A 20,997-nucleotide genomic window follows, 5' to 3' on the forward strand; every position below is an offset into this window, starting at 1 on the left:
GACCGAGGTCCAATCGCGCTCCCGGGGAGGAGATACGCGGTGGCTCAGTTCAGGCGAGCTCCTTCAACAGCGCGTCGAGCGTCGTGCCGAGCTCGGATGGCGAAGGCGACACGCGAATGCCGGCCTTTTCCATCGCCTCGATCTTGTCTTCTGCGCCGCCCTGGCCGCCCGAAACGATGGCACCGGCGTGGCCCATGCGGCGGCCCGGAGGCGCCGTGCGGCCGGCAATGAAACCGACCATCGGTTTCTTGCGGCCCTTCTTGGCCTGCTCGGCGATGAATTCGGCGGCTTCTTCCTCGGCGCTGCCGCCGATCTCGCCGATCATGATGATCGACTTGGTAGCGTCGTCGTCGAGGAACAGGTCGAGCACGTCGATGAAATTGGTGCCGTTGACCGGGTCGCCGCCAATGCCGACCGCGGTGGTCTGGCCGAGGCCGACCATGGTGGTCTGGTGGACGGCTTCATAGGTCAGTGTGCCCGAGCGCGAGACCACGCCGACGCTGCCCTTCTGGAAGATCGAGCCGGGCATGATGCCAATCTTGCACTCGCCCGGGGTCAGGACGCCGGGGCAGTTCGGGCCGATCAGGCGCGATTTCGAGCCCGACAGCGCGCGCTTGACGCGGACCATGTCGAGCACCGGGATTCCCTCGGTGATTGCGACGATCAGTTCGACTTCGGCATCGATCGCCTCGAGGATCGAATCCGCGGCGAAGGGCGGCGGCACGTAGATGCACGATGCGGTCGCGCCGGTCGCAGCCTTGGCCTCGGCAACCGTGTTATAGACCGGCAGGCCGATGTGCTCGGTGCCGCCCTTGCCGGGGGTCACGCCCGCGACCATCTGCGTGCCATAGGCCAACGCCTGTTCGGTGTGGAACGTGCCGGTGTCGCCGGTCATCCCCTGGGTGATGACCTTGGTGTCTTTGTTTACGAGGATGCTCATGGGCGTTCTTCCGCTGTTGCGAGGAAACTCAATTGGATGCCGCTGCGGGCCGAAGGCCCGAGCGAGGAAATCGGACTTGCCGTGACCTGCGCGGGGCTTCCCGCGCCCTCGGCGATAATCCATTCAGGGCTGAAATAGCGATTGGGCTTGCCATTCTTCTTCAACCTCTTGGCGTCGTTATCGGCAGGGCGGCCCATCTTGGCCGCGAGCGCGCCTTCGACATCGGCTGCATTGACGGCATCCGACAGGTAGAAGGTGATGTTGCACTGGCGCCGAGGGTTGCTGAGGAATCGCTCAGCCTGAGAGACGACGACACCGTCGCCACGCGCGATTACCAGTGGCCAGGGCGGCTGGTTCTTGCCGACCGGCATGTCGTAGGACTTGTCGGTCATGTCCAGCGACATGCTGGCAGCCTTCACTGCAGCGCCTTCACCGCCCGTTTCGACGCAGACCTGCGCGAACAGCGCGACCATCTCCTGCGCGGTCCATGCCGCGGAGAAGGGAGCCGGGCTACCGCCACCGGCAAAACCGACTTCCATCTGGCGCCCTTTGTCGTCGCGCCACAAGGCACCGTCTTGCGCGCTCGCAACCGAGGGCACTGCCGAGAGAACGCATAAGGCGACGATTGCCGATTGCTTACGCAAGGCTGCTATCCAGCCCCTTGCAGGCCACCAGCAGTTCCTCGACCGCGTCGGTCGAGACCTTGAGGTTCGAGCGTTCTTCGTCTGACAGTTCGATCTCGACCACGTCCTCGATGCCATTGGCGCCGATCACTGCGGGCACGCCGACATAGAGGCCGTCGAGGCCGTACTTGCCTTCGACATAGGCAGCGCAGGGCAGGATGCGCTTCTGGTCGCCGAGATAGGCTTCGGCCATCGCGATCGCGCTGGTGGCGGGGGCGTAATAGGCCGAGCCGGTCTTGAGCAGGCCGACGATCTCGCCGCCGCCCGAGCGGGTGCGCTGCACGATTTCGTCGATGCGCGAGGCGTCGATGCCCTTGATCTTGGCGAGGTCGTTGACCGGGATGCCGCTGATCGTGGTGTAGCTGGTGACCGGGACCATGGTGTCGCCGTGGCCGCCGAGGACGAAGGCGTTCACGTCCTTCACCGAGACGCCGAATTCCCAGGCGAGGAAGGTGGCGAAGCGCGCGCTGTCGAGCACGCCGGCCATGCCGACAACCTTGTTGTGCGGCAGGCCTGAGAATTCGCGCAGCGCCCAGACCATCGCGTCGAGCGGGTTGGTAATGCAGATCACGAAAGCGTCGGGGCAGTTGTTCTTGATGCCTTCGCCGACCGCCTTCATCACCGAGAGGTTGATGCCGAGCAGGTCGTCGCGGCTCATGCCGGGCTTGCGCGGCACGCCGGCTGTGACGATCACCACGTCGGCGCCCGCGATGTCGGCATAGTCATTGGTGCCGGTGATGCGTGCGTCGAAACCCTCGATCGGGCCGCACTGGCTGAGGTCCAGCGCCTTGCCCTGCGGCATGCCCTCGGCAATGTCGAACAGGACGATGTCGCCCATTTCCTTCTTGGCAGCGAGGTGGGCGAGCGTACCGCCGATCATTCCAGCGCCGATGAGCGCGATCTTCTTGCGGGCCATTACCGGTCTTTTCCTTCCCTTAAGGCTCGGGACGCGAAAATCCTGACCAATTGGCGCATGCCCCTACGTCCCGCGAGGGCAGGCACCCGGTCTCTCGCGGTGGCCCTAGGCCCCGGAACTGGGGATTGCAACCAGCAAATAGTCTAGATTGACGGTTAAATTTGCAAACAATTCGCAATAGCAATAAATGACGTCGGAATCCGCTGTCGACGGCAAATCTGCCTGCAAATCGGGTCATGCGCCGATGGAATTACGGGCAGCTGGCGACAAGGTTCCACCTGCCCGTATCGAGGGGCGCAGATCGGTTGGGTTTGGGAACGTCTTAAGCCTGACGACCGACGGGCTTGAACCGCCCGGGCCGGTGTTCAGGCGGTCTTGCGCGAAGGGATGCCGGTTTCGCGCTCGCGCGACAGCAGCATCGCCGCGAGATAGTCGGGAACGGCGCGACTGAAGTAATACCCCTGGCCCAGCGTACAGCCGGCATCGCGCACCGCCTGGACCTGCTCGATGGTCTCGAGGCCTTCCGCGACGATTTCCATTTCGAGCGTCGAGCCCATCTCCGCCACAGCGCGGATGATCGCGTCGCTCTTGAGGCCGACATTGGGGCCGGACACGAAGCTGCGGTCGACCTTGATCTTCTTGAACGGATAGGAGTTGATATAGCCGAGCGAGGAATAGCCGGTCCCGAAGTCGTCGAGCGCAAAGCGCACGCCCTTGGCCGACAGTTCCTCGATGAAGAGGGCGGTAGCGTCGCTGTCCTCGATGAACAGGCTTTCGGTCACCTCGAGCTCGAGCCGCGAAGCGGGCAGGCCGGCTTCGCGCAAGGCGTTGAGGATCCCGAGCGCTGCCCCCGGGGCGCGAATCTGGAGCGGCGAGAGGTTGACCGCGACGGTGACGTCCTCGGGCCATTGCGCCGCCGTACGCGCCGCCTGCGCGGTGATCCAGTTGCCGAGCGTGACGATCACGCCCGATTCCTCGGCCACCGGGATGAATTCGTCGGGACGCAGTTCGCCCTTCTCAGGATGGAACCAGCGCACCAGCGCTTCGAAGCTGCGGATCCGCCCGGTTTCGAGATCAACGATCGGCTGGAAGAAGATCGACAATTCGTCGCGCTGGATCGCCTGGCGCAGTTCGTCTTCAATCTCACGGCGGCGCACGAGATCGCGCGTCATGGTCACGTCGAAGAAGCGGGTCTGCGCGCGGCCGCCGATCTTGGCGTGATAGAGCGCCTGGTCGGCGTTCTGCATCAGCGTGTCGACATCGGTGGCATCGTCGGGCAGCAGTGCCACCCCTAGCGAGGCCCGCACTTCGAGCCGATCCCCGTCGAGGCGGATCGGGCGCATGATCTCGGCATGGAACTCGCTGGCCAGTCGCTCGCTCTCGCGGCGGTCGGTGACGCGGCAGAACAGCACGAACTCATCGCCGCCGAAGCGCGCGATGGTGGCGTCTTCCGGAGCCACTTCGCGGAGCCGCCGGGCAACCTCGGTCAACACCCGGTCGCCGATAGTGTGGCCAAGCAGGTCGTTGACCTCCTTGAACCGGTCGAGGTCGATCCAGAACATGGCGACGCGCGCATCCGCGTCCAGCCCCATCATCATCTCGGTCATCGCGTGATTGAGGCCCGCGCGATTGGCGAGGCCGGTCACCACGTCGGTCCGGGCGAGGATCTGCATCTTGTCGGCCAGCTTGGCGCTGGTCTCCGCCGCCGCGATGGAATCGCGCAGCACCTTGAACACGTTGAGCGTGATCGAGGCCATGGCGGGAATAAGCAACAGCATGGTGGCGAAAAGCGCGAGGAACGAGAGCGTGCCGATCCACAGCGCGACCGCCATGATCGGCAGGCAGACCAGCGTCAGTTGTCCCATCGCGATGGACGGGCGGCCCGCGTTGCGCGCACAAATGCCCACGCCATAGCAGGTTGCATTGGCCACCATCAGCACTTCGACCTCGGCGCTTGCCTCCGCATAGAGCGTGACTGCGGCAATTCCGCCGAGCACGAAGGCATAGCTGAAGGCACCGACCTCGTAGATCAGTTCGAGCTTGCGCGTGCTGGTGCCTTGCTGATCCGGCGACAGGCCGAGCGCCGCGGTGACGCGCGCTACGGCAATCACCGTCAGGATGATGCAACCGACATAAAGGAGATCGAGGCCGGACACCCAGGCGGCAATGGCGGTCGAGGCGATCCCGTTGATCGCACCGATCGCAAGGCTGCCGGGCTGGGTATAGAGCGTGGTGACGAGCGTGCGCTGAACCCGCGCGGACAATTTGTCCGAGCGCGAACGCGAGGAAAATAGCCCTCGCATGGCTTTGAGCGTCCCGCTTCTGTTCATTGAACCCGCCATAACCACAAGTGGTCACCGTCAGGTTAACGATCCACTTACCAAGGAAAGCAAGGTCGTAGCTGGGATTGGCGGTTCCGAGGGCCGTGACCCCCGCCTATGATGGCTAGCGCGCGTTCTGCTCCAGCCGGTCTGCCACGCGCCGGTCCAGCGTGCGGCACACGCCAAGCCACCACTCGTAGGCTTTCCTGTCACCGTTGAAGAAAGCGATCTTGGCCTGTTCGCGTGCCTCGCGCGCCGCGCCCAAACCGTGCTTGGCGAAATGGCGCAGTGCGGCTTCGACCAGGTGGTCGTCGACCACGAATTCGCCATTGTCGTTTGCCGCCCGGACCGGTGCCGACCTGCTCAATATGCGAGCAACCACCGAGCGGCCTGCCGCCCTGGAGGGAGCAAAGTGAAGGGGCATGTCAGAGTTCCTTGCAGGTCTTTTTTCAGCGAGTTCGAGGCACTTAGCGCGCCTGCCGCTAAGGCTTGGTTCCTCGACAGGGTTTCGCGCTCGTTAACGACGTGGCGCCGTCCACATTCCAGTTAGGCGCTGAAATTACTGCGTTTCTGCGGTGGTCGGCTTGCCGGGCTGCGCAATCCACTGCCCGGTCCGGGCATAGCGGTCCTTGACCCGGCCGGCACCGGCGAAGGGCGCCGCGCTTTCTGCGACCGGCGCTGGGGCAGGCTGCACCGGATCGGGAGAGTCGATTTCAATTGGCGCGACACCACCGAACGAAGCCCGCGTCATCGCAGGTGCTTCGCGTTGGGCCGAAGGGGAATAGGCTGGCGCCAGGCTCTCTCCGCCATGATATGCAAGGTTGAAGGCGCCCGGCTGGCCCGCCCGCCCGCGCCAGCGATAGAAGCGGTGCGCGCCGATCGTGCCGATGTGGTCGAGCGTCTTGGCCCAATAGGGATTGACCCAATTGGTGTGATAGTGGGTGGCGAGCCCGATCGGCTGGTAGACATCACCCGCGAGCGCGCGTGCGGCGACCAGTTGGGCCCGGTCCCACCCCTTGCGGCTCGGCTGGCGCAGCAGCGATCCGTCGCAGGTAAAGGTAAACTGGCAACCGGTGCGGCGCTGCGACCCTTCGAATACGACGCCGCAAACACTCGACGGCCAGGCGGAATGGGCGACGCGGTTGAGCACCACTTGCGCCACTGCGCGCTGGCCGGCGTCACTTTCGCTCGCCGCTTCGTAGTATATGGCCTGCGTCAGGCAGCGGAGTGCGCGCGCCTTGTCGAGGCTCGTGCCAGCGCTGGCGAAGGGCAGGGCCGAGGGGCCGGTTTCGATCCGTTTACCCAGCTCGGCCGGTGCGGCCGGGGCCTCGCTCGGGTCGAGCGCAGGTAGTGCCAAGGCAACTTCAGGCGAATCCTCGAGGTAGTAGAAGGCCGATCCCGGAAAGCTCATGCCCGGCTGGTCGAACGGGAGCGCCTCGGCCTTGACGAGTTCGCTGTGCGCCTCGGTATCGGCGGGGCTTGCCGTCCAGTCGGCCGGTGCCGCGAACGCCGGAACGCCGATGGCCGCCGCCAGCACCAGTGCCCGGCGCCCGCGATGACGGTAGGCCTGGCTGTCGGCGCTGCCCCAGAGGGCGAAAAGGAGGCGATCAAGCGTTCGTTTCATGGTCGTTTTCGGTGCGAAAAATCGCGCCTCTGCGCGTAGCCATGATCGGTCTTTTGCGCGAGCGCCCCTTCGGCGGCGTCCCGTTTACGAACACTGGACTTCTAAAGGTTAACGACGCGGCTCTTGCGGGCCTCGGGAGGCATGCCTATCGCAAGCGGCGAAACGGGGTGAGATGGACGCAAGCAGGTCTTCGAAATGGCGGTGCAGGCGAGCGGCAATTGTCGCGACGTTGGCGCTGGGCATCGCGGCATGCTCGGCTCCGCGGGCAGAGCAGGCGTCGCGCGAGCTTCCGCGCATCGTCAGCCTCAACCCCTGCACCGACGCGATCCTGGTCGAGGTCGCTGACCCGCAGCAGGTCCTGGCGCTTTCGCATTACAGCCAGGATCCGAACTCGACGTCGATGGAGCTGGAGAAAGCGCAACAATACAGATCGATATCGGGAACAGTTGAGGAGGTTTCCGCGCTCGATCCCGACGTGATCCTGGCCAGCAGCTTCATTTCTCCCGCCACGAGTGCGGCGCTGGCCGACCTCGGCTTCTCTGTCGAACGTTTCGGCATCGCGAGCGAAATCGATGCGAGTTTCGAGCAAATCCGCCAGATCGCGGCTGTCGCAGGGCATCCCGAACGGGGCGAGGCGCTGATCGAGCGGATCGAGCAAGCGCTTGCCGCCAATGCCGCCGGTGCGGGCGAGCGCTCGATTGCGACCGTGCTGTGGCAACCGGGCGAGATAGTGCCGGGCGAACAGGCGCTGATCAGCCATTTGATGCGCAACGCGGGCTTTGCGAGCCATAGCGCCGCGCTGGGGCTGGGGCAGGCGGACTATCTTTCGCTCGAGCAGTTGCTGGCGATGCCGCCCGATCTGCTGCTGATCGCCGGGGCCAGTCGCGGCCAGCGGCACCCGGCGCTGGCGCGGCTGAAGGAAACGAAGGTGGCAGCGCTCGACCCTACGCTGCTCTATTGCGGCGGGCCGACCATCATTCGCGCGGCGGAACGTCTCGCGGCAATCCGGCAAGCGATGTCGTGAACCGCGCGGCGCTGATTTTCGCTGGCTTGCTGGCGCTGGCCCTGCCGTTGTCGCTGCTGGCGGGGCGCGTGTGGCTCGATCCGGCAACGACGCCCAACGCTTCGCTTATCCTGATGGAATTGCGGCTGCCGCGTGCGATCCTGGCGATCGTCGTGGGCGCCGGGCTGGGAGCCGCGGGCGCGGCGATGCAGGGCTTCCTGCGCAACCCGCTGGCCGATCCTGGACTGTTCGGGATAGCCCCGATGGCGGCGCTCGGCGCAGTCGCGAGCCTGTGGTTCGGCTATGCGGCGAGCGCCTGGCTGCTTCCTGCCTTCGCGCTGGTCGGGGCCGGGGCCGGCATGGCCCTGCTCGCCTTGATCGCCGGACGGAGCGGCGGGATCGCGCTGTTCACGCTGGCGGGATTGATGATCGCCAGCCTTGCCGGGGCGCTGACCGCGCTGGCGATCACCACCAGCGCCAACGCCTTTGCCATGAGCGAGATCGTATTGTGGCTCAACGGCGCGCTGACCGACCGTAGCTGGCGCGAAGTGACGATCGCGGCGCCGCTCGTTGCCGTCGGCATCGCCCTGCTGGCGCTGGCTGCGCGGCCGCTCGACGCGCTCACACTGGGCGCTGATGCCGCGCGTTCGCTGGGCGTCGACACCGGCAGGCTGCTCTTGCTGCTGGTCGCGGGGGTGGGGCTGACCGTCGGTGCGGGGGTCGCGGTCGCCGGGATCATCGGTTTCGTCGGGCTGATCGTCCCGCATCTCGTCCGCCCGCTGACCGATCGCCTGCCCTCAAGCCTGCTCCTGCCGAGCGCGCTGGCCGGGGCGCTGCTGGTGCTGGTGGCCGACAGCGTCGTCCGGGTCCTGCCGCTGGTGACCGAGCTGCGGCTCGGCATTGCGCTCAGCCTGATCGGCGCGCCGTTCTTCCTGTGGCTGCTCGTCCGGATGAGGAGGGGCCGCGTATGACGCTCGCCTGCGAAAACCTCACGCTTGCCCGCGCCGATGCGGAAGTGCTGCACGGCATCAGCGCAACGCTCTCCACCGGGCAGATCACCGCCATCTGCGGGCCGAACGGTGCGGGCAAGTCGAGCCTGCTGATGGCGCTCGCGGGCCTGTTGGCGCCGGGATCGGGATCGGTCACGCTCGGCGGCAGCGCGCTTGGTGCCCTCCATCCGCAGAAACGCGCGCAGCAGGTCGGCTATCTCCCGCAAAGTGGCGAAGTGGCCTGGGACCTGTCGGTCGGCAATCTCGTCGCGCTCGGCCGACTGCCGTTTCGTGACCGGGGCGAACGCCAGATCGAGGCGGCGCTCGAAGCCACGCACATGACCGAACTCGCCGATCGTCCGGTTTCGACGCTGTCGGGCGGGGAGCGGGCGAGGGCGCTGCTGGCCCGGGTGTTCGCCGGAGACCCCGATTGGGTGCTGGCAGACGAGCCGTTTGCGGCGCTGGACCTCTACCACCAGTTCGAAGTCCTCGCGAGCCTGCGCGTGGCGGCCAGCCTGGGGCGAGGCGTCGTGCTCGTGCTGCATGATCTGGCGATGGCGATGAACCATGCCGACCGGGTGCTGGTATTGAAAGAGGGCCGCCTGATCGCAGACGGCCCTCCCGAAGAAGCATTGGCGACCGGTGTGATCGCCGAAGTGTGGGGCGTCTCGGCGCGCTGGCTGGGAGAGCCGGGCGCGCGGGCGCTTGTTACCGGCTGATTATTCGCCGTCCGCCGTGAGCAGGCCGCGCGACTTCAGCATCGGCTTCACATCGGGCTCGCGTCCCGCGAAATTGCGGAACATCTCGAAGTAATCCATCGTCCCGCCCTGGCTGATCACCGTGGCGCGGTAATGGTCGCCATTGGCGCGCGTCAGCCCGCCATTGTCGAGGAACCACTGGCGGCTGTCCTTGTCGAGCATCTCGGTCCACAGATAGCTGTAGTAGCCCGCGGAATAGCCCGCCGGCGACGAGAAGATGTGGTTGAAGTAGCTGCTGCGATAGCGCGGCGGGACGAGGTCGATTTCGAGACCCAGTTCTTCAAGCGACTTGCGCTCGAACGCATCGACTTCCTCGACCGTGTCGATCGCGGCAGCCTGTTCGGGCGTCAGCGCGTGCCACTTCATGTCGAGCAACGCCGCCTCGACGGTCTCGCCGAAGTCGTAGCCCTGGTTGAACTTGGCCGTGGCCTGGATCTTCTCGACCATTTCCAGCGGCAGGGTTTCGCCCGTCTGGTAGTGCTTCGCATAGTTCTGCAGCACTTCGGGATAGGTCGCCCACATCTCGTTCACCTGGCTCGGATACTCGACGAAGTCGCGTGCCGTGGCCGTGCCCGAAAGGCTGACGTATTTCTGGTTGGCGAAGAAGCCGTGCAGCGCATGGCCGAATTCGTGGAAGGTCGTCTCGACATTGTCGAAATCGACCAGCTGAACTTCTCCCTCGGGTGCCTTAGGGATGTTGAGCACGTTGTAGATCACCGGCTTGGTGCCCCACAGGTGGCTCTGGTCAACGAAGTTGTTCATCCAGGCGCCGCCGCGCTTCGACGGACGCTGGAACGGGTCGAAGTAGAAGATGCCCAGTTCGCTGCCGTCGCGGTCGAACACGGTGTAGGTCCACACGTCCGGGTGATAGACCGGCAGATCGGTGCGACGCTCGAAATTGAGGCCGTAGAGCTTGTTCGCGGCAAAGAAGACGCCGTCTTCCAGCACCTTCTCGAGCTGGAAATAGGGCTTCACGCTGCTTTCGTCGAAAGCGAACTTCTCCGCCTTCACCTTTTCCGCATAGACGTTCCAGTCCCACGGCTGCACCGAGAAGTTCTTGCCCTCGGCCGCGATCATCGCGTTGATCTCCGCAGCCTCGCGGCGCTGGGTCTCGGCAATCGCGGGAACCATCTGCTCCATGAAGCCGATCGCCGTGGCTGGCTTCTGCGCCATGCGGTCGTACATTGTGTAGCTGGCCCAGCTATCCTCGCCGAACAAGGCCGCCTTCTCGGCACGGAGCTGGGCAATCTTGGCCAGCAGCAGGCGGGTGTCGTTCTCGTCGCCCGAATCCGCGCGATTGAAGCTGGCCTTGAACAGCTTTTCGCGGGTTTCGCGGTTCTTCAGGCTCGGGTTGAGCGGATGGCGCGTGGTGTTCTGCAGCGCGATGGCGAACTTGCCCTCGTGCCCCTTCTCGGCGGCGAGCTTGGCAGCAGCGTCGATCTCGGCATCGGTGAGGCCGTCGAGGTCGCTCCGGTTGTCCAAGATCAGGGCATTATCGACGGTCGCCTCGCGGACCTTCTGGCTGAATTCGGTGGTCAGCACCGAAAGCTGCGTGTTAATGGCCTTGACCTGCTCGCGCTGCTGCTCGGTCAGCAGCGCCCCGGCATGAACCATGCCCTTGTAGGTTTCTTCCAGCAGCTTTGCGTCTTCGCGCGTCATCGTCATCGCCGCGCGATTGTCGTAGACGGCCTTGACCCGGGCAAACAGCTCGGGATTGAGGTTGATCGCGTCGCTATGCGCGGACAGCTTGGGGCTGATCTCGGCGTCGATTTCGTCGAGACGATCGGTGGTGTTGGCACCGGTCAGCGCGCCGAAAACCGTGCTTACCCGGCTCAGCATGCGGCCCGATTTTTCGAGCGCGACGATGGTGTTCTCGAAGGTTGGCTGGGCAGGATTGTCGATAATCGCCTGTACCTCGGCCCGCTCGATGGCCATCCCCTGCTCGAACGCGGGCAGGTAGTCATCTTCGCTGATCTTGGTGAAATCGGGGGCGAGGAAGGGCAGGGTGCTGTCGGATGCGAAATAGCCGGTTCCCTCAGGAATGGCCGGTGCATAGTCGGCGGCAGCTTCCGCCTGGGCGATCGGATCCATGTTGTCCCCATAGGTGGCGCAGCCGGCCAGAAGGGCTGCAAACGCGGTGCTGGCCAGAATACGGGCCTTCATAAACTCTCCATTGTTGAGCTGTGCCGGGCTCACGGGTGGAGCGGCAAAGCGACCTGAACCTGTTCTAACGCGCGCGACTTGAACAGGAGATTGATTGCAATTGCAACCATCTCGATTGTCGCTGGTGGATGAACGAGTGGTGCCGATCGATCAATCGACCGGTGGAGGCCCCGCCAGCGCTTCGCTCAGTGCCTGCCGATTGATCGTCACGATGCGCGGTCGACCGCCGCGTGCATCGGGCCTGAGCCACAGCGCACCCAGCGCGAAGAAGCCGCCGGATTCGCGCTCCACGGTGAGTTGCGACAGCTCGATGGCACCCATCATCGAGAGCAGTTCCGGATCGAAGATCTCGTCGAAGACCGCCTCGATCGCAGCTGGATCGCTCAGTTCGCGGCGCGCGCCGTTCCGGTCGATATGGAGCAGCGGGATCCCCACTTCCTGCAGCATGCGCGCCCGGTCGCCGGCCGCGGCGGCGTCGCGGATGGAGGCAATGGCATCGCGGTATTGGCTGGGGGTGGTATCGGTGGCGCAGGATATTGCGCCGCCCTCAACCAGATCGTTGGCGCGGTCGAAGGCTTCGTCGCGCAATTCCTGGGCGCCCCAGACAAGGAACAGGCAATCCTGGTCCTGAGCGCGTTCAAGGGTTTCGAGAGCTGACGACTTGCCGTTTGCGGTCGCGCCGTCGCAGCTCGAGAGCAGCGCCGCGGCAGCGATGATTGCGGCAAGGTCAGGCTTCGTTGCGCGGATCGTCATAGCTTGCGTCCAGGAAGATCTGGGCTCGTCGCTCGCTGCGAAATTCGAGACCTCTCGCCTTCTTCCCCCCTGCATGATGGTAATTCAACTCGCTGGCAATGCGCTCGTAGTCTCCGTCTGCGATGGCCGCATTGAGGCGCGGGCTCTTGTCATCCGAGACATTCCCTTCGCCGACGTTGAAGACGAGGTCGACCAGCGCATCGAATTCATGCTGATAGAGCGGCAGGTTGCCGACCAACCGCTCGACCGCGCGTTCGGCGATAGCGAGGTCTTGCTCGAGGAAATCGAGAATTCTCTCGTAGCTGACCCCCTGGCCGACGCGCAGGCGGTCGGCCTTGGTAACAAGGTGGCCGACTCCGACGGTCGGATAGCCGGCGACGTCGCGGTAGACGACCTCGCGCACGCCCTCTTCCTCGATCAGCGCCTGCTTGAAATCGTCGCTGACGCTCAGTTCCGATGCGGGCATGCGGGTGGTCCAGGGATCGAACGCATTGGTCGAAATGACCGACTGGCTGGGCGGGGCGGTGTCGATCATGCCCGTGTTCATCGCCATGACACTGGCGGACAGGGCAAAGGCCGTCCGCCGCCGCTTGTGCCGCGACGGGGCAATGCGCTTCCGTCGGCTTCGTTCGTGCATGCGCTTGATGAGCGCGCGGACGCGGTCGCGCTTGCGCGCCGATCCGGGCCCTTTGGCGGGCCGTCGGTTCAGCTTGGCAGTGGGCGGCACGATCAGCCGTTCTCCGCGATGCGGATGCTCACATCGTCACACAACGGCCATTGCTCGCGCCGCGTGTCGCGCTGGCGAGCGATCCGCGCTCGGTTGTCATTATCGCCAGTCGTAGGGCGCAAATAGGGGGTGACATAGCCATAGGCCATGAAATCCGTGCCTTTCTCTCGTGGGAGCCAACGCGCGCTCGACGCCATGGGGCGGAGCGAGGTTGGCCCCCTGTTTCCGTTCAACTAACCAACGGATCGCACAGGGAAAAAGGTCCACGACTCGGCGTGGCTGAGGCACGGGTGAGGGTGGTGGCGCGGGAGAGGATGCTCCCCCGCGCCCTCGCTGATTACCAGATGCGCGCGCGGTCTTCGGGCGCCAGGTACATCTCGTCGTCGGGCGTGATGCCAAAGGCCTCGTACCACGCGTCGACATTGCGCAGCGGCGCGATGGTACGATAGCGGCCGGGGCTGTGCGGGTCGGTCGTGACCTGGTTGCGCAGCGCGTCTTCGCGCGCCTTGCTCCGCCATACTTGCGCGTAGGCGAGGAAGAAGCGCTGGTCGCCGGTCAGTCCGTTGATCACCGGGGCTTCCTCGCCGCCGAGCGACTTCTTGTAGGCATCGTAGGCGACGAGCACCCCAGCGAGGTCGGCGATGTTCTCGCCCATGGTCAGGTCGGGGTTGATGAAGGCGCCGGGGACGACTTCGAACTTGGCGTACTGGTCGCCGAACTTCTTGGCCTCGGCCTGGAAGCGCACGTTGTCTTCGGGCGTCCACCAGTCCTTGATCGCGCCGGTGGCGTCGATCTTGCGGCCCTGGTCGTCGAAGCCGTGGCTGATTTCGTGGCCGATGACCACGCCGATCGCGCCGTAGTTGACGGCCGGGTCGGCCCAGGCGTCGAAGAAGGGCGGCTGGAGGATGCCGGCCGGGAACACCATCTTGTTCTCGAGCCCGCCATTGTAGGCGTTGACCGTCTGCGGGTTCATCGCCCACTTGCTGCGATCGACCGGCTGGCCGAGGTCGCTCATGGCGTAATCGGCGTTGAACTTGGTCGCGGCCACCATGTTGTCATAGAGGCTGTCGGGCGTCATCGGGAGCGCCGAGTAATCGCGGAACTCCTTGGGATAGCCGACCATGACGTCCATCTTCTCGAGCTTTTCGAGCGCGGCGGACTTGGTCGCATCGCTCATCCACTCATTGCCGCGGATCCGGTCGGCCATGGCGAGCTTGAGGTTCTTCACCAGCTCGTCCATCCGCACCTTGGCGACTTCGGGGAAGTATTCCTCGACATAGCTTTCGCCCACCAGTTCGCCGAGCTGGCCGTCGATCAGGTCGACCGCGCGCTTCCACCGAGCGCGCTGCTCGCTGACGCCCGAGAGCGTGCTGGTGAACTCGAAGCGGCTGCGATCCATCTTCTTGTTGAGATAGGGCGAGGCCTGGTGGGTGACGCGCGCCTTCTGCCACAGCTTGAGCGTCTCGAGGTCGGTGGCGGCATAGAGCGCCGCAATCGCCCGGACCGCGGTGTTGTCGGTCACGATGATGCGGTCCTGCGGCGGGATGTTGTGGCCCGCGAAGAAGGCATCCCAGTCGACCCCCGGGGCATAGGCGGCCAGTTCGGCGCCCGACATCGGGTTGTTGATCTTGGCGATGTCGCGGGTCTGTTCGGCGTCCCAGTTGAGCTCGGCGATATAGGTCTCGAAGGCCATCACCCGGCTCGCCGCTTCGCGCGGGTTACGCTCGCCGATGGCGCGGAAGGTGCGCTCGAGATAGTCGAGATAGGCGCCGCGCTGGCTCGCGAACTTGTCGTTGAAGTAATAATCCTTCTCGGGCAGGCCGAGGCCGCTCGAGAACATCCACAGCGAATTGACGGTCGGATCGTCCGGATCGGCATAGGGGGACGCGCCGAACAGCGTGCCGCCGAACTGGTCGTAGGTCGAACCCATGAAGCGGGCGAACTCGGTCTTGTCCGAAATCGCCTCAACCTCTGCCAGGTCACGCTTCAGCGGGGCGAGGCCGGCCTTCTCGATCGCCGCCTCGTTCATGAAGGAGGTGTAGAGCGCGCCATATTGCGTGCCGGCGGGCGCCTGCGTGATGAGGCCATTGACCTGTTCGGTCACGTCCTCGCGCAAATTGTAGAACGAGCCGACCGAAGGGCGGTCGGCCGGAATCTCGGTCCGATCGAACCACGCGCCCGACGCATAGCGTTCGAAATCGTCGCCCGGGTCGACGGTCAGGTCCCGGGTCGACAGGTCGATGCCGAATTCGCCGATCTGGGCCTTGCCCGTGACGATGATGTGGTCGGCGCTGGCGCCATTCGCCGCATTCTCTTCCTGGGCGTTCGCCGGTGCGGCAAGGCCGATGGCGAGCGCTAGCGCGGAGGCGGCAGTGGCACGGGTAATCGAGTATCTAATTCGCATGGTAGTCCCCTGATTCGAATACGCGGTTCAATAATCGGCGCGTGTTTGAACAGGGAGTGAAGCTCTGCGAACTGCATGCCTGCATCGGCGGGCATCATGGGCCGAAGTAGGCACGGAAAGGTGGCGCGGGACGAATCCGCCCCGCGCCGCATGGAAATTACCAGATTTGCACGCGTTTCTCGGGCGGCAGGTACATGGTCGAACCTTCCGTAATGCCGAAGGCGTCGTACCAGGCGTCTATATTGCGCAGCGGGCCGAGCACGCGGAATCGTGCCGGGCTGTGCACGCCGGTGGTCACCTGTTGGATGACCGCCTCGTCGCGCGCCTTTCGCTGCCACGCTTGCGCGAACGCCAGGAAGAAGCGTTGTTCGCCGGTCATCCCGTCGATCACCGGCGCTTCCTTGCCGCCCAACGAAGCGCGATAAGCATCGAGCGAAACGCGCAAGCCCGCCAGATCGGCGATATTCTCGCCCATCGTCTGCTGGCCCTTGATGAAATGCCCGGGCGCCGCTTCGAACTTGTCATATTGCTTGCCGAGGTCGGCGGCCTTGGCTTCGAACCGCTTGCCGTCACCTTCGGTCCACCAGTCACGCAGCTTGCCCTCGGCGTCGATCTTGCGGCCCTGGTCGTCGAAGCCGTGGGTGATCTCGTGACCAATTACCGCGCCGATCGCACCATAATTGACGGCGTCGTCAGCGCTCATCGAGAACATCGGCGGCTGCAGGATCCCGGCAGGGAACACGATCTTGTTCTCGAACGCGCCGTTATAGGCGTTGAGCGTCTGCGGCGTCATGCCCCACAGGCCCTTGTCGACCGGCTGGTCGATCTTGTCGCGCTGATAGGCCCACTCGTTGAGGTTGACCCGGGCAACATTGCCCAGCAGGTCGTCGGCCGAAAGCTCGAGCGCGGAATAGTCGCGGAACTTGGCGGGATAGCCGACCATGACGTCCATCTTTGCCAACTTTTCAAGCGCAGCCGTGCGGGTTTCGGGCGCCATCCAGTCGTTGGTGTTGATGCGGACTGCCATCGCGTCCTTGAGGTTCGCGACCATCGATTCCATCTTGGCCTTTGCCGCCGGCGGGAAGTGCTTGGCGACATAGGTCGCCCCGAGCAATTCGCCCAGCGAACCGTCGATCAGCTGCACCCCGCGGGTCCAGCGCGGACGCAGTTCATTGGTCCCGCTCAACACCTTCTGGAACGCGAACCGGCTCTGCACGAATTCGTCGGCCAGGTAGGGCGATGCTTGGTCGACGGTGCGCGCGATCTGCCACAGCTTGAGCGTGTCGAGCGGCGTTTCGGCATAGAGCGCGGCGATGTCGCGCACCGCGGTATTGTCCATCACGATAATGTCGCGGCTGGTCGCAACTCCCGCTCCTGCCAGCAGCGCAGGCCAGTCGATTCCCGGGGCATATTCGCCCAGTTCTGCGAGCGACATCGGGTTGTTGATCTTGGCGAAGTCACGACGGTCGGCGACTTCCCAGTAGCGCCGGGCAATCTCGGTTTCGAAACCCATCACCGTTGCGGCGGCTGCGGCAGGATCGGCCTGCCCGGCCTGGGTGAAAATCCGGGTCAGATAGGCGACGTAGGCGTTGCGCTCCTTGGCGAAGCGATCGTCGAAGTAATAGTCCTTCTCTGGCAGGCCGAGGCCGCCAGCGCCCACGAACAGGCTCGAAACGGTCGGTTCGTTCGGATCGGCATAGGGAAACATTCCCGCCAGCGAGCCGCCGAAAGTGCCCGCGGTTTCGCCCATCAGGCGGGAGAAGGCGGACTTGTCTGCCGCAGCGCGGATGGCATCGAGGCGCGGGCGTAGCGGTTCGAGGCCGAGCGCGTTGACGCGGTCTTCATCCATGAAGCTCTGGAACAGCGCACCGAGCTGGCTGTCGGCCGGTGCGTCCATGATGATCGTGCGCAACTGGCCTTCGGTCACCTTGTAGATATCCCAGCTGACACCGGCGCTCGATTGGTCGGACGGGATTTCGGTCCGTGCCTTCCAGGCGCCGCTGGCGAAGCTGTCAAAGTCGTCGCCCGGATTGACCGAGCTGTCCATCGCGCTGGTGTCGTAGCCCCAGGCACCGAAGTCGCGCGGCTGCTGCGCCGGCGGCAGGTTTTCGGCCCAATTGGCGGATGCAGTGGTCGCCGTGTTGGTGGTGGCGGCTAGCGCCACCTCGGCAGGTGCGGCGCCGGTGGAGGCAACGTCTTCGTCAGCGGGGGTAGTCGTGCAGGCGGCCATTGCGAGGGCCGAGCTCAGCATCAGGATGGGCTTCAGGTTCATTGTGAAATCGCTCCCCAGCTATTTGGAATGCGGCACCTTAGAGCAGGTTTTGCCCTAAGCGCCACATCGTATGACAAACCATGTCGAAATTTGACGGTGTCGGAGGGGAAGGGCCGTTGCAGGCGTCAGGATGCACACATCATTTCGGGGGCGGCCCATGGGCCAGCCCCCGCTCGATGAAGCTCCAAAAGCTCAAAGGTGCGACCCGAAGAGCTCGGCGGGAAGACTCGCAAAGAGAACTTCGCAATGGCGGAAATCCTTGGCTTTCGGCACTTCATTTTTCCTGTAGGCTCCCCCGGGAAGGGCAGGCTGACCATTGCAATTTAACCATTAAAACCCATTTCCGACGGACTTCGTGGGTTGGCGCGGTGTGCCCCCTTGACTTCTGCGAACATTACCGGAACATCTGCCAGATGGCTCTCACCACCAATTCCGCCTTGCATGAGCTGCACTCATGCTGACCCACATCAAAGTCAGGGGTGCGCGCGAGCACAATCTCAAGGGCATCGATATCGATCTGCCGCGCGACAGCCTGATCGTGATCACGGGGCTCAGCGGCTCGGGCAAATCGTCGCTCGCCTTCGATACGATCTATGCCGAGGGCCAGCGGCGCTACGTGGAATCGCTCAGCGCCTATGCGCGCCAGTTCCTCGAGATGATGCAGAAGCCCGATGTCGAGCATATCGACGGGCTCAGCCCTGCGATCTCGATCGAGCAGAAGACCACCTCGCGCAATCCGCGCTCGACCGTGGCGACCGTCACCGAGATCTATGACTACATGCGCCTGCTGTGGGCGCGGGTGGGGATACCCTATTCGCCCGCCACCGGCCTGCCGATCGAGGCGCAGACTGTCTCCAACATGGTCGACCGGGTGATGGCGCTGCCCGAAGGCACGCGGCTCTACCTGCTCGCGCCGGTGGTGCGCGGGCGCAAGGGCGAATACCGCAAGGAGCTGGCTGAATGGCAGAAGGCGGGCTTCACGCGCGTGCGGATCGATGGCGAGCTCTATCCGATCGAAGGAGCCCCCGCGCTCGACAAGAAGTACAAGCACGACATCGAAGTGGTGATCGATCGCCTGGCGGTGAAGGAAGGGCTCGAAACGCGGCTCGCCGACAGTTTCGAAACCGCGCTGAAGCTGGCGGACGGGTTGGCCTATGTCGATCTCGCCGATGGCGTGGTGCCAGGCCGCGAAGGCGAGGGAGAGGCTGGCGGCGCGATGAAGGGGGCGGGGATCCCCGCCAACCGCATCGTGTTCAGCGAGAAATTCGCCTGCCCCGTCTCGGGCTTCACCATCGAGGAAATCGAGCCGCGGCTGTTCTCCTTCAACGCGCCGCAGGGTGCCTGCGCCACTTGCGACGGCATCGGCGAGAAGCTGCTGTTCGACCCGCAACTGGTCGTGCCGAACGAGGCGCTGACCCTCAAGCAGGGCGCGGTGGTGCCCTGGGCCAAGAGCAACCCGCCGTCGCCCTATTACATGCAGGTGCTGTCGAGCCTGGCGAAGGCCTATGATTTCGACCTGACCACGCCGTGGAACGAGCTCGCGCCCGACCAGCGTATGATCATCCTCCACGGCACCGGCGGGATGCCGGTCGACCTGACCTTCAAGGACGGGCGCAAGCAATACACCGTGCGCAAGGCCTTCGAGGGAGTGATCGGCAATCTCAACCGCCGAATGCTGCAGACCGAGAGCGCGTGGATGCGCGAGGAGCTGTCGAAGTACCAGACCGCGCAGCCGTGCGAGACCTGCGGCGGCAAGCGCCTCAACGAGAAGGCGCTGGCGGTCAAGGTCGCGGGGACCGACATTGCCGAGCCGGTGCGGATGAGCGTTGCCGATGCCAAGGCGTGGTTCCTCGCGCTCGATGCAAAGCTCAACGATACGCAGCAGCAGATCGCCCGCGCGATCCTCAAGGAGATCAACGAGCGGCTGGGCTTCCTCGACAACGTTGGCCTCGACTACCTCAATCTCGACCGGACCAGCGGCACGCTGTCGGGCGGGGAGAGCCAGCGCATCCGCCTCGCCAGCCAGATCGGCAGCGGGCTGTCAGGCGTGCTCTACGTGCTCGACGAGCCTTCGATCGGTCTCCACCAGAAGGACAACGACCGGCTGCTGGAAACGCTCAAGCGGCTGCGCGACCTCGGCAATACGGTGATCGTGGTCGAGCATGACGAGGATGCCATCCGCACCGCCGACCATATCGTCGACCTCGGCCCCGGCGCGGGCGTCCACGGCGGCGAGGTGGTGGCGCAGGGCACGCTCAAGCAGATCGAGCGGGCCAAGAACTCGATGACCGCCGACTACCTGACGGGCCGCCGCGAGATTGCGGTGCCGGCGCGTCGGCGCAAGGGCAACGGGCACGACCTCACGCTCCACGGGGCGAAGGCGAACAACCTCAAGGACGTCACCGCGTCGATCCCGCTTGGCACCTTCACCTGCGTCACCGGCGTCAGCGGCTCGGGAAAGTCGAGCTTCACCATCGACACGCTCTACGCCGCCGCGGCACGCAACCTCAACGGCGCGCGGGTGATCGCGGGCGCCCACGACAAGGTCACCGGCCTCGAGTTCTGCGACAAGGTGATCGAGATCGACCAGTCGCCGATCGGCCGCACCCCGCGCAGCAATCCGGCGACCTACACCGGCGCCTTCACCCAAATCCGCGACTGGTTCGCGGGCCTCCCCGAAAGCCAGGCGCGCGGCTACAAGCCCGGGCGCTTCAGCTTCAACGTCAAGGGCGGGCGCTGCGAGGCGTGCCAGGGCGACGGGCTGATCAAGATCGAGATGCACTTCCTGCCCGACGTCTACGTCACCTGCGAGGAATGCCACGGCCGCCGCTACAACCGCGAAACGCTGGAAGTGAAGTTCAAGGGCCACTCGATCGCCGACGTGCTCGACATGACGATCGAGGATGCGGAAGGCTTCTTCAAGGCCGTCCCCCCGATCCGCGACAAGATGCACATGCTGAACGAGGTCGGCCTCGGCTACGTCAAGGTCGGCCAGCAGGCGACCACGCTCTCGGGCGGCGAGGCGCAGCGGGTCAAGCTCGCCAAGGAACTCAGCAAGCGCAGCACCGGGCAGACGCTCTACATCCTCGACGAGCCCACCACCGGCCTCCATTTCGAGGACGTCCGCAAGCTCCTCGAAGTGCTCCACCGCCTCGTCGACCAGGGCAACAGCGTGGTGGTGATCGAACACAATCTCGACGTCATCAAGACCGCCGACCATATCCTCGACCTGGGGCCGGAGGGCGGGGTGCGCGGCGGCGAAGTGGTGGCGCAGGGCACGCCGGAAGAGGTCGCGGCGGAACCGCGCAGCTTCACCGGCCAGTACCTCAAACCGATGCTGGAGCGCGCCGAAACCCGCGAGACCGAAGCGGCGGAGTAGCGCGGATACGCCGAGTGCGCCCTGCCGCAGGTGGCGAAGCGGCAGGCCGGGCCGAAAGCGCGCGC

Annotated in this window: 16 protein-coding genes; 4 read left to right on the forward strand and 12 right to left on the reverse strand. The window is 64.8% G+C overall.

The window, feature by feature from the left end:
- Nucleotides 1–49: 49 nt before the first annotated feature.
- From sucD to P7228_RS11890, 6 genes are all read right to left on the reverse strand, one after another.
- Entirely contained in the window at nucleotides 50–940 is an 891-nt protein-coding gene (gene sucD / locus P7228_RS11865) for a succinate--CoA ligase subunit alpha (protein ID WP_278015451.1), read from the reverse strand.
- Nucleotides 937–1,584, reverse strand: a complete 648-nt coding sequence (locus P7228_RS11870) for a hypothetical protein (protein ID WP_278015452.1) — start codon at nucleotides 1,582–1,584, stop codon at nucleotides 937–939. Before P7228_RS11870 ends, sucD begins: the two co-directional genes overlap by 4 nt.
- Nucleotides 1,577–2,539: a malate dehydrogenase gene (gene mdh / locus P7228_RS11875; protein ID WP_278015453.1), complete on the reverse strand. Its 963-nt coding sequence runs from the start codon at nucleotides 2,537–2,539 to the stop codon at nucleotides 1,577–1,579. Before mdh ends, P7228_RS11870 begins: the two co-directional genes overlap by 8 nt.
- Nucleotides 2,540–2,904: 365 nt before the next feature.
- A complete protein-coding gene (locus P7228_RS11880) occupies nucleotides 2,905–4,869 on the reverse strand; it encodes a putative bifunctional diguanylate cyclase/phosphodiesterase (RefSeq protein WP_278015454.1) in 1,965 nt (654 codons plus the stop codon).
- Nucleotides 4,870–4,984: 115 nt separating this feature from the next.
- Entirely contained in the window at nucleotides 4,985–5,284 is a 300-nt protein-coding gene (locus P7228_RS11885) for a hypothetical protein (RefSeq protein WP_278015455.1), read from the reverse strand.
- A gap of 135 nt (nucleotides 5,285–5,419) precedes the next feature.
- The gene (locus P7228_RS11890; RefSeq protein ID WP_278015456.1) at nucleotides 5,420–6,484 is read right to left on the reverse strand and encodes a cell wall hydrolase; all 1,065 of its coding nucleotides are present in this window, start codon (nucleotides 6,482–6,484) and stop codon (nucleotides 5,420–5,422) included.
- Nucleotides 6,485–6,713: 229 nt separating this feature from the next.
- Between P7228_RS11890 and P7228_RS11895 the strand changes: the two genes are divergently transcribed.
- The 3 genes from P7228_RS11895 to P7228_RS11905 are packed head-to-tail and all read left to right on the forward strand — an operon-like array spanning nucleotide 6,714 to nucleotide 9,195.
- Nucleotides 6,714–7,508, forward strand: coding sequence for an ABC transporter substrate-binding protein (locus P7228_RS11895; RefSeq protein ID WP_278015457.1), 795 nt, complete (start codon nucleotides 6,714–6,716; stop codon nucleotides 7,506–7,508).
- On the forward strand, nucleotides 7,505–8,458 hold the full coding sequence (locus P7228_RS11900; RefSeq protein ID WP_278017760.1) for a FecCD family ABC transporter permease: 954 nt from the start codon (nucleotides 7,505–7,507) through the stop codon (nucleotides 8,456–8,458). Before P7228_RS11895 ends, P7228_RS11900 begins: the two co-directional genes overlap by 4 nt.
- Complete coding sequence (locus tag P7228_RS11905) at nucleotides 8,455–9,195, forward strand: ABC transporter ATP-binding protein (RefSeq protein WP_278015458.1); 741 nt, start codon at nucleotides 8,455–8,457, stop codon at nucleotides 9,193–9,195. The genes P7228_RS11900 and P7228_RS11905 overlap by 4 nt, the downstream gene beginning before the upstream one ends.
- Here P7228_RS11905 and P7228_RS11910 read toward each other — a convergent pair whose 3' ends face one another.
- The 6 genes from P7228_RS11910 to P7228_RS11935 form a co-directional block, all read right to left on the reverse strand.
- Nucleotides 9,196–11,397 carry a M3 family metallopeptidase gene (locus P7228_RS11910; RefSeq protein ID WP_278015459.1) on the reverse strand — a complete coding sequence of 734 codons (2,202 nt, stop codon included), beginning with the start codon at nucleotides 11,395–11,397 and terminating at the stop codon, nucleotides 9,196–9,198.
- A gap of 150 nt (nucleotides 11,398–11,547) precedes the next feature.
- Nucleotides 11,548–12,150: a hypothetical protein gene (locus P7228_RS11915; protein ID WP_278015460.1), complete on the reverse strand. Its 603-nt coding sequence runs from the start codon at nucleotides 12,148–12,150 to the stop codon at nucleotides 11,548–11,550.
- The gene (locus tag P7228_RS11920) at nucleotides 12,125–12,877 is read right to left on the reverse strand and encodes a lysozyme (protein WP_278015461.1); all 753 of its coding nucleotides are present in this window, start codon (nucleotides 12,875–12,877) and stop codon (nucleotides 12,125–12,127) included. The genes P7228_RS11915 and P7228_RS11920 overlap by 26 nt, the downstream gene beginning before the upstream one ends.
- Nucleotides 12,878–12,879: 2 nt before the next feature.
- On the reverse strand, nucleotides 12,880–13,026 hold the full coding sequence (locus P7228_RS11925) for a hypothetical protein (protein WP_278015462.1): 147 nt from the start codon (nucleotides 13,024–13,026) through the stop codon (nucleotides 12,880–12,882).
- Between the two features lie 188 nt (nucleotides 13,027–13,214).
- Nucleotides 13,215–15,281 carry a M13 family metallopeptidase gene (locus P7228_RS11930; RefSeq protein WP_278015463.1) on the reverse strand — a complete coding sequence of 689 codons (2,067 nt, stop codon included), beginning with the start codon at nucleotides 15,279–15,281 and terminating at the stop codon, nucleotides 13,215–13,217.
- A 157-nt stretch (nucleotides 15,282–15,438) separates the two neighbouring features.
- Nucleotides 15,439–17,553, reverse strand: coding sequence for a M13 family metallopeptidase (locus P7228_RS11935; protein ID WP_278015464.1), 2,115 nt, complete (start codon nucleotides 17,551–17,553; stop codon nucleotides 15,439–15,441).
- A 454-nt stretch (nucleotides 17,554–18,007) separates the two neighbouring features.
- On the opposite strand from P7228_RS11935, the gene uvrA reads away from it, so the two are divergent.
- The gene (uvrA, locus tag P7228_RS11940; protein WP_278015465.1) at nucleotides 18,008–20,932 is read left to right on the forward strand and encodes an excinuclease ABC subunit UvrA; all 2,925 of its coding nucleotides are present in this window, start codon (nucleotides 18,008–18,010) and stop codon (nucleotides 20,930–20,932) included.
- Nucleotides 20,933–20,997 lie beyond the last annotated feature (65 nt).

It is taken from the genome of Altererythrobacter sp. CAU 1644 (genome assembly GCF_029623755.1).
In the GTDB taxonomy this organism is placed as follows: domain Bacteria; phylum Pseudomonadota; class Alphaproteobacteria; order Sphingomonadales; family Sphingomonadaceae; genus Erythrobacter; species Erythrobacter arenosus.

Excerpts from the sequence above, each read along its gene's own strand:
- mdh (WP_278015453.1), bottom strand. The coding sequence starts at position 2,539 with ATGGCCCGCAAGAAGATCGCGCTCATCGGCGCTGGAATGATCGGCGGT.
- P7228_RS11905 (WP_278015458.1), top strand. The coding sequence starts at position 8,455 with ATGACGCTCGCCTGCGAAAACCTCACGCTTGCCCGCGCCGATGCGGAA.
- P7228_RS11910 (WP_278015459.1), bottom strand. The coding sequence starts at position 11,397 with ATGAAGGCCCGTATTCTGGCCAGCACCGCGTTTGCAGCCCTTCTGGCC.
- P7228_RS11935 (WP_278015464.1), bottom strand. The coding sequence starts at position 17,553 with ATGAACCTGAAGCCCATCCTGATGCTGAGCTCGGCCCTCGCAATGGCC.
- P7228_RS11885 (WP_278015455.1), bottom strand. The coding sequence starts at position 5,284 with ATGCCCCTTCACTTTGCTCCCTCCAGGGCGGCAGGCCGCTCGGTGGTT.
- P7228_RS11930 (WP_278015463.1), bottom strand. The coding sequence starts at position 15,281 with ATGCGAATTAGATACTCGATTACCCGTGCCACTGCCGCCTCCGCGCTA.
- P7228_RS11880 (WP_278015454.1), bottom strand. The coding sequence starts at position 4,869 with ATGAACAGAAGCGGGACGCTCAAAGCCATGCGAGGGCTATTTTCCTCG.
- sucD (WP_278015451.1), bottom strand. The coding sequence starts at position 940 with ATGAGCATCCTCGTAAACAAAGACACCAAGGTCATCACCCAGGGGATG.
- uvrA (WP_278015465.1), top strand. The coding sequence starts at position 18,008 with ATGCTGACCCACATCAAAGTCAGGGGTGCGCGCGAGCACAATCTCAAG.
- P7228_RS11915 (WP_278015460.1), bottom strand. The coding sequence starts at position 12,150 with ATGACGATCCGCGCAACGAAGCCTGACCTTGCCGCAATCATCGCTGCC.
- P7228_RS11925 (WP_278015462.1), bottom strand. The coding sequence starts at position 13,026 with ATGGCCTATGGCTATGTCACCCCCTATTTGCGCCCTACGACTGGCGAT.
- P7228_RS11890 (WP_278015456.1), bottom strand. The coding sequence starts at position 6,484 with ATGAAACGAACGCTTGATCGCCTCCTTTTCGCCCTCTGGGGCAGCGCC.